At 70.4% G+C, this 14042-nt stretch carries 11 protein-coding genes and 1 riboswitch; of the genes, 2 read left to right on the top strand and 9 right to left on the bottom strand.

The genetic code is table 11. From position 1 onward, the window contains the following. Nucleotides 1-106 precede the first annotated feature (106 nt). The gene (locus ACH414_RS27590) at nucleotides 107-877 is read left to right on the top strand and encodes an ABC transporter ATP-binding protein (RefSeq protein WP_382542125.1); all 771 of its coding nucleotides are present in this window, start codon (nucleotides 107-109) and stop codon (nucleotides 875-877) included. Between the two features lie 87 nt (nucleotides 878-964). Continuing rightward, entirely contained in the window at nucleotides 965-3493 is a 2529-nt protein-coding gene (locus ACH414_RS27585) for an ABC transporter permease (RefSeq protein WP_382542122.1), read from the top strand. An 80-nt stretch (nucleotides 3494-3573) separates the two neighbouring features. Here ACH414_RS27585 and ACH414_RS27580 read toward each other — a convergent pair whose 3' ends face one another. The 9 genes from ACH414_RS27580 to ACH414_RS27540 form a co-directional block, all read right to left on the bottom strand. Continuing rightward, nucleotides 3574-4776, bottom strand: coding sequence for a phospholipase D-like domain-containing protein (locus tag ACH414_RS27580; protein WP_382542119.1), 1203 nt, complete (start codon nucleotides 4774-4776; stop codon nucleotides 3574-3576). 138 nt (nucleotides 4777-4914) lie between these two features. Further along, nucleotides 4915-6264, bottom strand: coding sequence for a class I SAM-dependent methyltransferase (locus ACH414_RS27575; RefSeq protein WP_398943765.1), 1350 nt, complete (start codon nucleotides 6262-6264; stop codon nucleotides 4915-4917). Between the two features lie 179 nt (nucleotides 6265-6443). Further along, nucleotides 6444-7820, bottom strand: coding sequence for an NAD(P)/FAD-dependent oxidoreductase (locus tag ACH414_RS27570; protein ID WP_382542112.1), 1377 nt, complete (start codon nucleotides 7818-7820; stop codon nucleotides 6444-6446). Between the two features lie 380 nt (nucleotides 7821-8200). Next, nucleotides 8201-9115, bottom strand: coding sequence for an exopolyphosphatase (locus ACH414_RS27565; RefSeq protein ID WP_382542109.1), 915 nt, complete (start codon nucleotides 9113-9115; stop codon nucleotides 8201-8203). Next, entirely contained in the window at nucleotides 9112-9660 is a 549-nt protein-coding gene (locus tag ACH414_RS27560) for a DUF501 domain-containing protein (protein WP_398943762.1), read from the bottom strand. Before ACH414_RS27560 ends, ACH414_RS27565 begins: the two co-directional genes overlap by 4 nt. Before the next feature lie 18 nt (nucleotides 9661-9678). Continuing rightward, nucleotides 9679-10149 carry a septum formation initiator family protein gene (locus tag ACH414_RS27555; protein WP_382542104.1) on the bottom strand — a complete coding sequence of 157 codons (471 nt, stop codon included), beginning with the start codon at nucleotides 10147-10149 and terminating at the stop codon, nucleotides 9679-9681. A 104-nt stretch (nucleotides 10150-10253) separates the two neighbouring features. Then, nucleotides 10254-11540 carry a phosphopyruvate hydratase gene (eno, locus tag ACH414_RS27550; RefSeq protein WP_382542101.1) on the bottom strand — a complete coding sequence of 429 codons (1287 nt, stop codon included), beginning with the start codon at nucleotides 11538-11540 and terminating at the stop codon, nucleotides 10254-10256. A 275-nt stretch (nucleotides 11541-11815) separates the two neighbouring features. Continuing rightward, on the bottom strand, nucleotides 11816-12538 hold the full coding sequence (locus tag ACH414_RS27545) for a transglycosylase family protein (RefSeq protein ID WP_398943760.1): 723 nt from the start codon (nucleotides 12536-12538) through the stop codon (nucleotides 11816-11818). A 3-nt stretch (nucleotides 12539-12541) separates the two neighbouring features. Continuing rightward, a riboswitch (cyclic di-AMP (ydaO/yuaA leader) is annotated at nucleotides 12542-12715 on the bottom strand. Between the two features lie 256 nt (nucleotides 12716-12971). After that, nucleotides 12972-13997 (bottom strand): transglycosylase family protein, encoded by a 1026-nt coding sequence (locus ACH414_RS27540; protein WP_398943759.1) that lies wholly within the window; start codon nucleotides 13995-13997, stop codon nucleotides 12972-12974. Nucleotides 13998-14042 lie beyond the last annotated feature (45 nt).

Genomic DNA, 14042 nt, shown 5'->3' with positions numbered 1-14042 from the left:
CCGACTCGAGGCTGCCCCGGGAACGGGCATGTGGACGGACGTCCGGCGCCCTAACGCTCGACACGATGGAGTGGTTCCCGAACAGTCGCAGTGACAGGAGTCCGTCGTGACCACCACCCCCACCGTGCCCCGCTCGACCGCGGTGGCCGCCCGCGCCACCGACCTCTCCAAGGTCTACGGACAGGGCGAGACCCAGGTGGTCGCCCTCGACCGCGTCAGCGTGGACTTCCGCCAGGGCGAGTTCACCGCGATCATGGGCCCCTCCGGCTCCGGCAAGTCGACCCTGATGCACTGTGTCGCCGGCCTCGACTCCTTCAGCTCCGGCTCCGTCCGGATCGGCGAGACCGAGCTCGGCACCCTGAAGGACAAGCAGCTCACGCAGCTGCGCCGGGACAAGATCGGCTTCATCTTCCAGGCGTTCAACCTGCTGCCGACGCTGACCGCCCTGGAGAACATCACGCTGCCGATGGACATCGCCGGCCGCAAGCCCGACAAGCAGTGGGTGCAGACGGTCATCGACATGATCGGCCTGTCCGGCCGGCTCGGCCACCGTCCCTCGCAGCTCTCCGGCGGCCAGCAGCAGCGCGTGGCCGTGGCCCGCGCGCTGGCCTCCAAGCCCGAGATCATCTTCGGCGACGAGCCCACCGGAAACCTGGACTCGCGCTCCGGCGCCGAGGTCCTGGGCTTCCTGCGCAACTCGGTGCGCGAGCTCGGCCAGACCGTGGTGATGGTCACCCACGACCCGGTCGCCGCCTCCTACGCGGACCGCGTGATCTTCCTGGCGGACGGCCGGATCGTCGACGAGATGCTCCACCCCACGGCGGACGGCGTGCTCGACCGCATGAAGGCCTTCGACGCCAAGGGCCGCACGAGCTGAGCCCAGGGCCCTGGGCCCCGTCTCCGGCCGCGGCCCCCAGGCCCCCGCCCCCGTCCTCCGCCCCTGCTTCCGTTCAGGACCCCACCCATGTTCCGTACCGCCCTGCGCAATGTGCTCGCGCACAAGGCCAGGCTGCTGATGACCGTCCTCGCCGTGATGCTCGGCGTGGCCTTCGTCTCCGGCACCCTCGTCTTCACCGACACCCTCTCCAACGCCTTCCGCGGCCAGTCCGCCAAGAGCTACGACGACGTCGCCGTCGCCGTCAGCGCCGCCCCCAACCAGCAGGACCCGAACCAGACGCCGGGGCTCTCCGAGCAGACCCGGCAGAAGATCGCCTCCCTGGACGGCGTCGCCTCGGCGACCGGCCGGGTCAACGGCTTCGCCGGCGTGCCCGACAAGAACGGCAAGCTGATCGGCGCCGGCTGGTCCAACAAGGGCACCAACTTCGCCCCCGGCCCGGACGGCAAGGACTCCGCGTACGCCTTCACCAGCGGCGAGGGCCCGGTGCGGCACGACCAGATCGCGCTCGACCGGGACACCGCCGACAAGGGCGGCTACAAGGTCGGCGACGAGGTCCGCGTCGCAACCAACGGCCCCGTGGAGACGTACACCCTCTCCGGTGTGTTCACCACCGAGGACGGCGCCGTGAACGCCGGCGGCAGCCTCGTCGTCTTCGACACCCCCACCGCGCAGAAGCTCTTCCTCAAGCCCGGCCACTTCCTCGACATCAACGTCGCCGGCAAGCCCGGCGCCGACGACGCGAAGATCCTCGCCGAGGTGCAGAAGGTCGTCGGCGACACCGCCGACGCCCAGACCGGTCAGGCCCTCGCCGACAAGCAGGCCGAGGACATCGAGGCCGGCCTCGGCGCGCTCAACCAGATGCTGCTCGGCTTCGCCGCCATCGCGCTCTTCGTCGGCGTCTTCCTGATCTCCAACACCTTCACGATGCTGGTCGCCCAGCGCACCAAGGAACTCGCGCTGATGCGCGCCGTCGGCGCCTCGCGCAAGCAGATCACCCGCTCCGTCCTCGCGGAGGCCGGACTGGTCGGCCTGGTCGCCTCCGTGGTCGGCTTCGGGCTCGGCATCGGACTCGCCGCGACCCTGCGCTCCGCCATGAACGCCTTCGGCCTGAAGGTCCCGGACGGCGAGCTCGTGGTCGGCACCACCCCGCTCGTCTCCGCGCTCGCCGTCGGCATCCTGGTCACCATGCTGGCCGCCTGGCTGCCCGGCCGCCGCGCCGCGAAGATCCCGCCGGTCGCCGCCATGAGCAGCGTCCACGCGGTGGCCACCACCAAGTCGCTGGTCGTGCGCAACACCATCGGCGCGATCGTCACCGCCCTGGGCCTGGCCGGCATCGTCGCGGGCGCCGGCACGGGCGGCGACGACGGCCGGATGTACATCGCGGCCGGCGCGTTCCTCGCGCTCATCGGCGTGATCGTGCTGATCCCGCTGCTCTCCCGCCCGGTGATCGCACTGGCCCGCCCGTTCCTGAAGCCCTTCGGCGTGGCCGGCTCGCTGGCCGGCCAGAACGCGGTCCGCAACCCGCGCCGCACCGGGGCCACGGCCTCCGCCCTCGCCATCGGCCTCACCCTGGTCACCGGTCTGTCGGTGCTCGGCGCCACGGTCGGCTCGGCCGTGGACCGGATGACGACCGACCAGGTCAAGGCCGACTACATGATCTCCATGGCGAGCGGTGACGGCCTCAACCAGGCCGCCCTGGACGCCGTGCGCAAGACCCCGGGCCTGACGGCCGTCTCGCCGCAGCAGGCGGGCTACCTCCAGGTGAAGGGCGACTTCAGGTCCGCCTCCGGTGTCACCCCGGGCGCCATCGAGAAGGTGCTCAACCTGAAGGTGGTCGACGGTTCGATGGGCACCCTCGCCCAGGGCCGGGTCGCCGTCGACGACAAGACCGCGCAGAAGCAGGGCTGGAAGGTCGGCTCGACCCTGCCGGTGGAGTTCTCCGACAAGAAGAAGGGCACGCTGACGGTCGGCGCCGTCTACGAGGCCAGCGAGTTCGTCTCGCCGCTGGTCCTGGACGCCGAGATCCTCAACGCGCACGACCCCAAGCCGTACATCCCGCAGATCCTCGTGAAGATGGACGGCGGCGCCTCCGCCTCGGCCGAGAAGGCCCTGATGAAGGCGCTGGGCGACAACCCGGCCATGACGGTCATGGACCAGAAGGACATCCGCGACCAGTTCGGCGGCGTCATCAACATGCTGCTGAACATCATGTACGGCCTGCTCGCGATGGCCCTGATCATCGCGGTGCTCGGAGTCGTCAACACCCTGGCCATGTCGGTCTTCGAGCGCCAGCAGGAGATCGGCATGCTGCGGGCGATCGGTCTCGACCGGCGCCGGGTGAAGCGGATGGTGCGCCTCGAAGCCGTGGTCATCTCGCTGTTCGGCGCGGTGGTCGGCATCGGCCTCGGCGCGTTCCTCGGCTGGGCGATCGGCGAGACGTTCAAGAACAGCCTGCCGGGCTACGCGCTGGTCCTCCCGTGGGACCGGATCGGGCTCTTCCTGCTCCTGGCCGGACTGGTCGGCGTCCTCGCCTCCCTGTGGCCGGCGCGCAGCGCGGCGAAGCTGAACATGCTCTCCGCCATCAAGGCCGAGTAGCACCGGCCGCCCAGGCGGCCGGAAGGGCCGGTCTCCCCGCGCGGGAGGCCGGCCCTTCGGCGTGCCGGGGGCTGACGGGGTCAGCTGCCCGCGCAGTACGACATCAGGTACTGGTGGTTGGCCTTGAACTGGTCGTAGAGAGCGGCGTTGTCTATCTTCAGCAGCGTCTCGTCATTGGCCCGCAGCGCCGGGTAGGTGTAGTTGTGGCTGCCGGTCCACACCAGCTTCTTGCCGGCCACCCCGTCGTACGTGCCCTCGATCAGCAGGTACTTGGAGTGCAGGCCCGCCTTGGCGACGCCGGTGCCGCGGTCCTCGTAGCACTGGACGCGCTGGGTGAGCTTGCCCGAGATGATCGACTCGACGGTGGTGCCCATGGAGCCCGGGTAGCCGTCGTGGGCCAGGATCACGGAGCAGCCGGCGTTCTTCAGGGCGACGAGCTTGGTGGCGACCTCGTCGCGGGTGAAGAGGTTGGCGGCCATGCGGATCTGGGTGCCGCCCGCGCAGCTGACGTTGTCCAGGATCAGCTTGATGGTGTCGGTGGAGGCGTCGTTGTCGTACGTGGTGCCGGCGGTCTCCTTGCGCGGGAAGAAGTACGCCTTGTACGGGCCGCTGGCCGGGGTCTTGTAGTAGTGGCTGAGCCCGGACGTGGTGCTGCCGTAGCTGAGCAGGTCGGCGAAGTAGGCCTGGTAGATGCCGTAGAGGCCGGTGTCGACGATGGTGACGGCGTTGTTGAACAGGTCGGTGCGCTGGACGCCGGTCATGTTGGCCGAGGTCTGCACGACGACGTCGTTCGCGCCGCCGGTGTTCGAGAACAGCCAGAACTTGTTGTGGTTGATGGCGCCGTCGGTGTCGCCCGGCAGCTGCCGGGAGCCGATGCAGCCGCGGCCCGCCGGACAGGCGAAGACCCACGAGGCCTGGGCGCGGTCGGTGCCGAGGCGGGCGACGAGGCGCGTGTACTCGCCGCCGGCCATGGTGACCGAGGTGTTGTCGACGATGACCTTGACGTTCACGCCACGGTTCTTGGCGTTGCCCAGGGCGTCGGTGACGGAGTCGTCGGTGAAGGTGTAGAGCCCGGCGGTGATGGAGGCGCCCGCCGGGGTCTGGTCGATGAGGCTGATGATGTGGTCGCGGACCCGGTTCTGGGCGGCGGCGTCGCCGGACGGGTCGTTGAAGGTGGCCGTGGTGGTCACTGCGGTGGTGTCGGCACCGGCCGGGGCCGGGGAGGCCGCGAGCAGGCCGACGGCGGCGGCCAGGGCGAGTGCCAGACGGGTAGGACGGCGCAAGATTCCCCCTCGAGCGCGAGAACGACATATGCATGACAATCGGGACACAAAGGAAAGGGGGTGCCGGTTCGCACCGGCACCCCGCTTCCGGAACCCGAAGGTCCGAACGTATCAGCGCTCTTGGGGCTCGTGGGGCTCCTAGGACTTCTGGAGCTCCTGAGATTCCTGGGGTTCGTGGGACTCCCGGGACTCCTGGGGCTCGTTCCACACCCTCGGCCGCAGGGCCACGCCCGAGACGCCCGAGACCGGCGTCTTCACGGCCAGGAACTGGTTCACCCCGATGCGGTTGCGCTCGAACGAGACCGCCGAGGCCGCCATGTACAGACGCCAGATCCGCGCCCGGCCCGGCGAGACCAGCCGCACCGCCTCGTCCCAGCGGCTCTCCAGATTGGCCACCCAGCGGCGCAGCGTCAGCGCGTAGTGCTCGCGGATCGCCTCCACGTCCCGCACCTCGAACCCCGCTTCCTCAAGGGTCGTCAGGGTGCGTCCCATCGGGGCCAGTTCGCCGTCGGGGAAGACGTACGCGTCGATGAAGGCGTCCACCTCGTACGCCTCCTCGTCCGGCTCCGGGCGGCGCGAGATCTGGTGGTTGAGCAGCCGCCCGCCGGGCTTCAGGAGCCCGTACAGGATGTCGGCGTACTCCCGGTACTTCACGGCGCCCACGTGCTCGGCCATGCCGATCGAGGAGATCGCGTCGAACGGTCCGTCCGTGACGTCCCGGTAGTCCTGCACCCGGATCTCGATCCGGTCCGTGAGCCCCTCGTCCGCGATCCGCTTGCGCGCGAACGCGGCCTGCTCACGGGAGAGGGTGATGCCGACGACCCGCGCCCCGTACTCCCGGGCCGCGTGGATCGCCATCGAGCCCCAGCCGCAGCCGACGTCGAGCAGCCGGTCGCCCTCCTTCAGGCGCAGCTTGCGCGCGATCAGGTCGAGCTTGTCGCGCTGGGCGTCCTCCAGGGTGCCCCGCTCGGTCCAGTAGGCGCACGAGTAGACCATCGACGGGCCGAGCACCAGCGCGTAGAAGTCGTTGCCCACGTCGTAGTGGTGACTGATCGCCTGCTTGTCCCGGCGCCTGCTGTGCCGCAGGCCGCTGCGGCCGCGCATCTCCTCGACGGGCGGCTTCGGCGGCGGGAACGGGCCGGCCAGCTTCAGCAGCGCCTTGGCCGCCGCCCGCACCTTCGGGTCGCGGACGGTCTCCAGGGCGCCGCGCGGCTCCTCACCGCGCTCCCAGATGAATCCGGCCAGCCGGTCGAGGACCTCGTACAGGTCCCCCTCGACGTCGATCTCGCCGGCCACCCAGGCCCGGGCCAGGCCCAGCTCGCCCGGCTTCCACAGCAGCCGGCGCAGGGCGCGGCGCTCGCGCACGATCAGTACGGGGCCGTCGGCGGGGCCGGCTTCACTGCCGTCCCAGGCCCGCAGCCGGACCGGGATCCGCGCTCCCAGTACGTCCTCGGCGAGGGCGGTCAGCCGCGACGCGGCGTCGGCCATGGTGCAACACCTCCGTGATCTCGTGCCCCAGAAATGCTCGTCACCATGGGAACACCGTCGGTAGGGGATCCACTCCCGCGACGGCGAAAACAGTCCGGAAAAACACGCGAAGGGCCGTCCGCACCACGGATGGCGGACGGCCCTTTTACGGCCTTGCGTGTACTACGGGTGTTACGGGGTCAGGCCTTGGCCTTCTCCTGCGCCGGGGCGGCCGGCGCCGGGGCGGGCTTGGCCGCCTCGTAGAACTCCTCGCGGGGGGTCTCCATGGCGCCCAGGGAGACGACCTCGCGCTTGAGGAACATGCCGAGGGTCCAGTCGGCGAAGATGCGGATCTTGCGGTTCCAGGTCGGCATCGCCATGCCGTGGTAGCCACGGTGCATGTACCAGGCGAGACGGCCCTTGAGCTTGATCTTGGTCTTGCCCATGACGATCATCGCGACGCCCTTGTGCAGGCCGAGACCCGCGACGGCGCCCTTGTTGGAGTGCGCGTACTCCTTCTGCGGGAAGCCGCGCATGCCCGACACCACGTTGTCGCCGAGGACCTTGGCCTGGCGCAGGGCGTGCTGGGCGTTCGGCGGGCACCAGGCGTTCTCGACACCGGCACGGCGCGAGGCCATGTCCGGGACCTGGGCGTTGTCGCCCGCGGCCCACACGTAGTCGAGGCCGTTGACCTGGAGCTTCTCGTTGCAGTCCACGTGGCCGCGGGGGCCGAGCGGCAGACCGAAGCGGGCGAGCGCCGGGTTCGGCTTCACACCGGCGGTCCAGACGATCGTGTTGGAGTCGACCTCGAGGCCGTTCTTCAGCACGACGTGGCCGTCGACGCAGGAGTCCATCGAGGTCTGGAGGTAGATCTCGATGCCGCGGCCCTCGAGGTGCTCCTTGCCGTACTGGCCGAGCTTCGGGCCGACCTCGGGAAGGATCTTGTCGGCGGCGTCGACCAGGATGAAGCGCATGTCCTCGCGCTTCACGTTCTGGTAGTACTTCGCCGCGTCGCGGGCCATGTCCTCGACCTCGCCGATGGTCTCCGCGCCGGCGAAGCCGCCGCCCACGAAGACGAAGGTCAGCGCCTTGCGGCGGACCTCCTCGTCGGTCGTCGAGTCGGCCTTGTCGAGCTGCTCGAGGACGTGGTTGCGCAGGCCGATGGCCTCCTCGATGCCCTTCATGCCGATGCCCTGCTCGGCGAGGCCGGGGATCGGGAAGGTGCGGGAGACGGCACCCATCGCAATGACCAGGTAGTCGAAGGGCAGCTCATAGGCCTCGCCGACGAGCGGCGCGACCGTGGCGACCTTGCGGTCCTGGTCGATGGTGGTGACCCGGCCGGTGAGCACCTCCGCTCCGCGCACGACGCGTCGCAGCGGGACGACGACGTGGCGCGGCGAGATGCTGCCGGCGGCGGCTTCGGGGAGGAAGGGCTGGTAGGTCATGTACGACCGCGGGTCGACGACCGTGACGGTCGCCTCCGCGTAGCGCATCTTCTTGAGGATGCGCCGAGCTGCGTACAGGCCTACGTACCCGCCGCCTACTACGAGGATCCTGGGACGCTCCGTGGTGCTCATGCATCCGAGTATCCACCCCTCCCAGGGGGGTTGCTCGTGCGCCCCTTCACAAGCTTCCAGGGGACCTCTGCTACACTCCGCGGCCCACGTGACCCAGGTCATGGTCCAGCAAAGGAACCAGGGGCGGCCCGCGGACGTTGTTCACCCCCTGTGAACTGGTCCGGAGAGCCTTCGTTAACGCCGTACCAAGGGGTGCGTTCACACGATGGAAACATCGAGCGAACTGCCCTCCGCGCCTGCGAAAGGGCCCTGAGAACCCCCTCGGAGGGACCAAAGGCCCTCCTCGGGCGCCATCAGGGCCCTTTTCCTTGTGAAGAACTTCACGAAGCTTTCCGACGGGGCGTCGCGGAAGGGGCCCTGTCAGGCCCCATAGGCGCCCGCTATGCGACGGATAGCGCGATCCCATCGAGGATGTCGTGCTCGCTGACGACCACCTCGGCGGCGCCGGTCCGCTCCATGATCTCCGCGAGGACCAGGGCGCCCGCGATGATCACGTCGACCCGGCCGGGGTGGATCACCGGGATCGCGGCCCGCTCGTCGTGGGTGGAGGCGAGCAGCCGGGCCACCACCTCGTCGACCCGGGCCCGGGAGATCCGGGCGTGGTGGATCTTCGTGGAGTCGTACTCCGGCAGCCCGAGCGCGATCGCGGCGACCGTGGTGACCGAGCCGGCCAGGCCCACCAGGGTCTCGGCCTCCCCGAGCGGAACGGTCTCGGCGGCCAGGTCCATGGCCGCGCGCACGTCGGCGCGGATCGCGGCGATCTCCTCGGCCGTCGGCGGGTCGTGCCGCACGTGCCGCTCGGTCAGGCGTACGCAGCCGATGTCGACCGAACGGGCCGCCTCGACGTGCTTGTTGCCCACCACGAACTCGGTGGAGCCGCCGCCGATGTCCACCACCAGGCGCCGGTCGGCGCCGTGCAGCTCGCCGGTGGCGCCGGTGAAGGAGAACTCGGCCTCCTGGTCGCCGGTGATGACCTCCGGCTCGACGCCCAGGATCTCCACGACGCCGTTGACGAAGTCGGCCCGGTTCTCGGCGTCACGGGAGGCGGAGGTGGCGACGAAGCGCACCTTCGTGGCGCCGAACTCCTCGATGACGGCCGCGTACTCGCGGCAGGCCGCGAAGGTCCGCTCCAGCGCCTCGGGGGCGAGCCGACCGGTCCGGTCGACGCCCTGGCCGAGCCGGACGATGGTCATCCGCCGGTCCAGCTCGATCAGCTCGCCCGTCTCCGGGTGCACGTCGGCGACGAGGAGGCGGATGGAGTTCGTACCGCAGTCGATTCCGGCGACCCGGGTCACTTCTGCTCCTCGTCCTTGTCCGTCGCGTCGGTGCACGGGGTCACGCACGGCCCCTTCGCCCACCACTCGGGCAGCATGGCCAGCGCCTCGTCGCCGAACGGGTTCACGCCCGGGCCCGCGACCAGCGAGTGGCCGACGAGGACGTGCAGGCACTTGACCCGGTCCGGCATGCCGCCGGCGCTCGGGAAGCCCTCCAGGACCTCGATGGCGTCGCGGCGCGCGATGTAGTCCTCGTGCGCGGCGCGGTAGGCGGCGGCGAGCTCCGGGTCGGTGGCGAGCCGGGCCTGCATCTCCTTCATGACCCCGTTGGCCTCCAGGGTGCCGATGGCCGAGGCCGCCCGGGGGCAGGTCAGGTAGTACGTGGTCGGGAACGGGGTGCCGTCGGGGAGCCGGGGAGCGGTCTCGACGACGTCCGGGTTGCCGCACGGGCAGCGGTGCGCGATGGCACGCAGGCCGCGGGGCGGCCGGCCGAGCTGGGCCTCGAACGCGGCGACGTCCGCCTCGGTCGGCTCGGTGCGTTCGGTCTGCGGAGGAGGCGATTCCATGGGGTGATCCTGGGTTGGTCAGTGGCGGTCGGCGTTGTCCACGCCGTCCCACAGGTTGTCGTACCAGGGGCGGTCCGTCGCGCCCTGGTCGGTGCGGGGCCGGTGCTCCGCGTCGGGGTCGTTCACCGTGAAGCCGGTCTCGCCGGGCATCACGTAGTGCAGGTGCTCGCGGGCCAGCCGGCGCACATAGGCCGGGTCCTGGAGGCGTGCCTTCTCGTCCCGCAGCTCCTCGACCCGCCGGGCGGCCTCGGCGGCCTTGCGCTGCTGGTCGGCGATCTCGCCCTGCTGGGAGACGTACTGCCGCATCGGGTAGGCCAGCGCCACCACCAGCGAGCAGACGACCAGGGCGAGGAAGGCCGCCCGGCCGGTGAGCCGCGAGCGGCGGTCCTGGCGGCGGGTCTGGGAGCGGTAGACACGGGCGGCGGTCTGCTCGCCGAGCAGCCTGATCCGGGTCGCGGTCGAGAACCGGTCCCGGTCCTTCACGGCCATGTCGTGCGCCTCCCCTTCGTGCTGCCGGCCCTGGTCACACGTACGTCCCCGCACACGGTACGGGACCGGGTGCGGGGACGGACGTAACTACGGCTTCAGGCAGGTCAGCCCTTGAAGCGCGGGAAGGCGGAGCGACCCGCGTACACCGCGGCGTCGTCGAGGATCTCCTCGATGCGCAGCAGCTGGTTGTACTTGGCGACGCGCTCGGAGCGGGCCGGGGCGCCGGTCTTGATCTGGCCGCAGTTGGTGGCGACGGCCAGGTCGGCGATGGTGACGTCCTCGGTCTCGCCGGAGCGGTGGGACATCATGCACTTGAAGCCGTTGCGCTGGGCCAGCTCGACGGCGTCCAGGGTCTCGGTCAGCGAGCCGATCTGGTTGACCTTGACCAGGAGGGCGTTGGCGGAGCCCTCCTCGATGCCGCGGGCGAGGCGCTCGGGGTTGGTGACGAACAGGTCGTCGCCGACGAGCTGGACCTTGGAGCCGAGCTTGTCGGTGATGACCTTCCAGCCGGCCCAGTCGTCCTCGAACAGCGGGTCCTCGATGGAGACCAGCGGGTACGCGGAGACGAGCTCCTCGTAGTACTCGGTCATCTCGGCGGCCGAGCGGGCCTTGCCCTCGAACTCGTACTTGCCGTCCTTGTAGAACTCGGAGGCGGCGCAGTCGAGCGCGAGCGCGATGTCCTTGCCCGGGACGTAGCCGGCCTGCTTGATGGCCTCGACGATGAGGTCGAGCGCGGCGCGGTTGGAGTCCAGGTTCGGGGCGAAGCCGCCCTCGTCGCCCAGGCCGGTGGACAGGCCCTTGGTCTTCAGGACGGACTTGAGGGTGTGGTAGACCTCGGTGCCCCAGCGCAGGGCCTCGGAGAAGGACTCCGCGCCGATCGGAGCGATCATGAACTCCTGGATGTCCACGTTGGAGTCGGCGTGCGAGCCGCCGTTCAGGATGTTCATCATCGGAACGGGCAGCAGGTGCGCGTTCGGGCCGCCGAGGTAGCGGAAGAGCGGCAGGTCGGAGGCCTCGGAGGCGGCGTGCGCCACGGCGAGGGAGACGCCGAGGATGGCGTTGGCGCCGAGGGAGGACTTGTCCGGGGTGGCGTCCAGGTCGAACATCGCCTGGTCGATCAGGCGCTGCTCGGTGGCGTCGTAGCCGACGAGCTCCGGGCCGATCTGCTCGATGACCGCGAGGACGGCCTTCTCGACGCCCTTGCCCTGGTAGCGGTTGGGGTCACCGTCGCGAAGCTCGAGGGCCTCGAACGCACCGGTGGAGGCACCGGACGGAACGGCAGCACGGCCGGTGCTGCCGTCGTCGAGGCCGACCTCGACCTCGACGGTGGGGTTGCCTCGGGAGTCCAGGATTTCCCGGGCTACGACGACGTCGATGGACGGCACGAGCATCTCCTTCTGGGATGTGACGCTGGTTGTGACGCATGCGGCAAGGTCTCGTTCGCCTTGCGACAAGAGCCTAACCGGCTCGGGGGCTCCGGCCAGCCGGGCGCCCGCCCGCTGGGACGAAAAAGGACCCAAGGGCATGCATCTGAGGACGAAAGACCCCTTACTACTGATCGGTAGGGGCCGGGGCGACCACGGAACGGGGAAACCCCGGCCCGGAGCGCACGGGGGAAGGGCACTCCGGACCGGGGTGGTCACTCACCGCGGGAGGGTCGGCAGGCTCACTTGAGGTGGAGCTGCTGGCCCGGGTAGATCAGGTCGGCGTTGTCGACGACGTCCTTGTTCAGCTCGAAGAGCTTGGCCCAGCCGCCCTTGACGCCGTGCGCCTGGGCGATCTTGCCGAGGGTGTCGCCGGCGACGACCTTGTACTCGCCGTCGCCCTTCTTGACCTTCTTGCCGGTCGGGGTGGTGACGGTCTTCTTCGACTCGGTCTTCTCGGGCGCGGTCCGCTTCGGCGCCTGGCGCTGCTCGCTGCGGGTCGTCGGCTGCTCGGTGGAGCGCTGCGACGAGGAGGAGGAGCTCGAAGAGGAGCCGGAGGAGTTCGACGAGGCGGAGCCGCCGTCGTAGGAGGCGCCGGAGAGGCCCACGCCACAGCTCGGCCACGCGCCCTTGCCCTGGCCGGCCAGGACCTTCTCGGCGATGGCGATCTGCTGCGACTTCGAGGCCTGGTCGGCGGTCGAGGCGTAGGCGGTGCCGCCGTACGCGGCCCAGGTGGAGGCCGAGAACTGCAGGCCGCCGTAGTAGCCGTTGCCGGTGTTGATGGACCAGTTGCCGCCGGACTCGCACGCGGCGACGGCGTCCCACTCGGAGCTGGTGGCGGCCGAGGCGGTGCCGGCGGTCATCAGCGGGGCCGCCACGGCGACACCGGCGACGCCGGCGAGGGCGACGGCGCGGGTGGCCTTGGAGGGACGACGGTGTTTGCCCTTGTTGCCGGAAAACAGCATGGGAATTCTCCTCACCGACGCCTACGAGGTGAGCTGTCGGGTTCGGGCGAGTGAGTTGCCCGGCCGCGTGTCCTTGCACGCGGCTTCACCCCAAGCCGATCGTCGGCCGTCTGTCTCAACGGCCGGGGCCGGCACTTACCTTGGGTCCCCCGCTCCTGCCTTCGGCGCTTGACGCGACGACTTCCCCTCGGCCGGCGGCAGGATTCGGCGTACCGGTCGACGGGGCCCGCGGTGGCGAGCGGTCACGACCGTAGACACAGACCCCGCGGAAGTTCAAAGACCATCAACCCGGAGAAATCGCCCCTACTTGCACCCCGATGCCGGGTGTTTGCGCAGGTGAGGGGCGACACGAGCAAAGTTTGCGGACGTGACACGCCCGTTCGGCAAGAGAGACCCATGTCTCACTGGCTCATAACGGACATTCAGCCTCTAACTACCCCTCAGCCGAGGCGCCGTCAGTCTTCAGCTCAAGGCTCTGACCAGGGAGAATGAGGTCGGGATCGGCACCGACCGTCTTCTTGTTGGCGTCGTAGAGGGCGGTCCACCCACCGGGGAGCGCGTTCTCCTGCGCAATGTCCGACAGACTGTCACCCGGCTTGACGGTGTATTCGTCGACCTTGTCCGCTTGGCCGGTCTTGTCCGACTTCCCTGTCGTAGCGGCGTCCCCCGCCGTGGAGTCGGCGCCGGTCGCGTCACCCGTCGCCCCGTCAGTCGGGGCCGCGTGCCGTCCGGGTTCGGGTGCGGTGTCCGGCTTGCCCGGTTCCTCCGACGCCGCGTCACCGCGGTGCTTGCCGGTGCCGGGAGTGCTCGAATCCGGCGTACCGGGCGTAACCGTCTCATCCGGCGAACCGGGCGTCACCGTCGAACCGGGCGTGGCAGGGGTCCCGGGGGTGGTCGGAGTCGCGGGCGCGGTCGTGGTGCCGGCCGACGGGGTGGCCGGGGCGGCGGGGGTCGTGGGCGCGGCCGGGACCGCGGGGCTCGCCACGGAGCCGGAGGGAAGGCCGTCCGTCCGGTTGGACTCGGCGACCGGACCGGTGGACTCCTTGGGCTGCACGGCGGGCCCCGGGACGACGGCCGGCTTCCTGCCGTCGTTCTCCAGACCCGCGATCGGGGCACAGGTGGCCCACTGGGTGTCTCCCGCGGCGAGCGCCTTGTCGGCGATCGCGATCTGCTGCGCCCGGCTGGCGAGGTCGGCGCTCGGCGCGTACGCGAGGCCGCCGTGGCGCTCCCAGCTCTCCTGGGTGAACTGCAGACCGCCGTAGAGGCCGTTGCCGAAGTTGGCGCTCCACGCGCCGCCCGACTCGCACTCGGCGACCCGGTCCCAGGTCGGGGCGTCGGCGGCGGAGGCGGAGCCGGTGGCGAGCAGCGGCAGGGCCATGGCCGAACCGGTCACGCCCGCCGCGACGACGAGCGCGGGGGCCTGGCGGGGTCTGCGGTGACGACCGTTACCGGAGCGCATACGGAGGGCCTTTCGCGTGACTGCTGAGACTGGGGTGGAACGTAG

The organism is Streptomyces sp. NPDC020422, from assembly GCF_044386705.1.
In the GTDB taxonomy this organism is placed as follows: Bacteria; Actinomycetota; Actinomycetes; order Streptomycetales; family Streptomycetaceae; genus Streptomyces.
Note: the sequence above shows the minus strand (reverse complement) of the source record. Positions and strands in the feature narration are given on the sequence as shown.

Excerpts from the sequence above, each read along its gene's own strand:
- ACH414_RS27585 (WP_382542122.1), top strand. The coding sequence starts at position 965 with ATGTTCCGTACCGCCCTGCGCAATGTGCTCGCGCACAAGGCCAGGCTG.
- ACH414_RS27575 (WP_398943765.1), bottom strand. The coding sequence starts at position 6,264 with ATGGCCGACGCCGCGTCGCGGCTGACCGCCCTCGCCGAGGACGTACTG.
- ACH414_RS27570 (WP_382542112.1), bottom strand. The coding sequence starts at position 7,820 with ATGAGCACCACGGAGCGTCCCAGGATCCTCGTAGTAGGCGGCGGGTAC.
- ACH414_RS27560 (WP_398943762.1), bottom strand. The coding sequence starts at position 9,660 with ATGGAATCGCCTCCTCCGCAGACCGAACGCACCGAGCCGACCGAGGCG.
- ACH414_RS27555 (WP_382542104.1), bottom strand. The coding sequence starts at position 10,149 with ATGGCCGTGAAGGACCGGGACCGGTTCTCGACCGCGACCCGGATCAGG.
- eno (WP_382542101.1), bottom strand. The coding sequence starts at position 11,540 with ATGCTCGTGCCGTCCATCGACGTCGTCGTAGCCCGGGAAATCCTGGAC.
- ACH414_RS27545 (WP_398943760.1), bottom strand. The coding sequence starts at position 12,538 with ATGCTGTTTTCCGGCAACAAGGGCAAACACCGTCGTCCCTCCAAGGCC.
- ACH414_RS27540 (WP_398943759.1), bottom strand. The coding sequence starts at position 13,997 with ATGCGCTCCGGTAACGGTCGTCACCGCAGACCCCGCCAGGCCCCCGCG.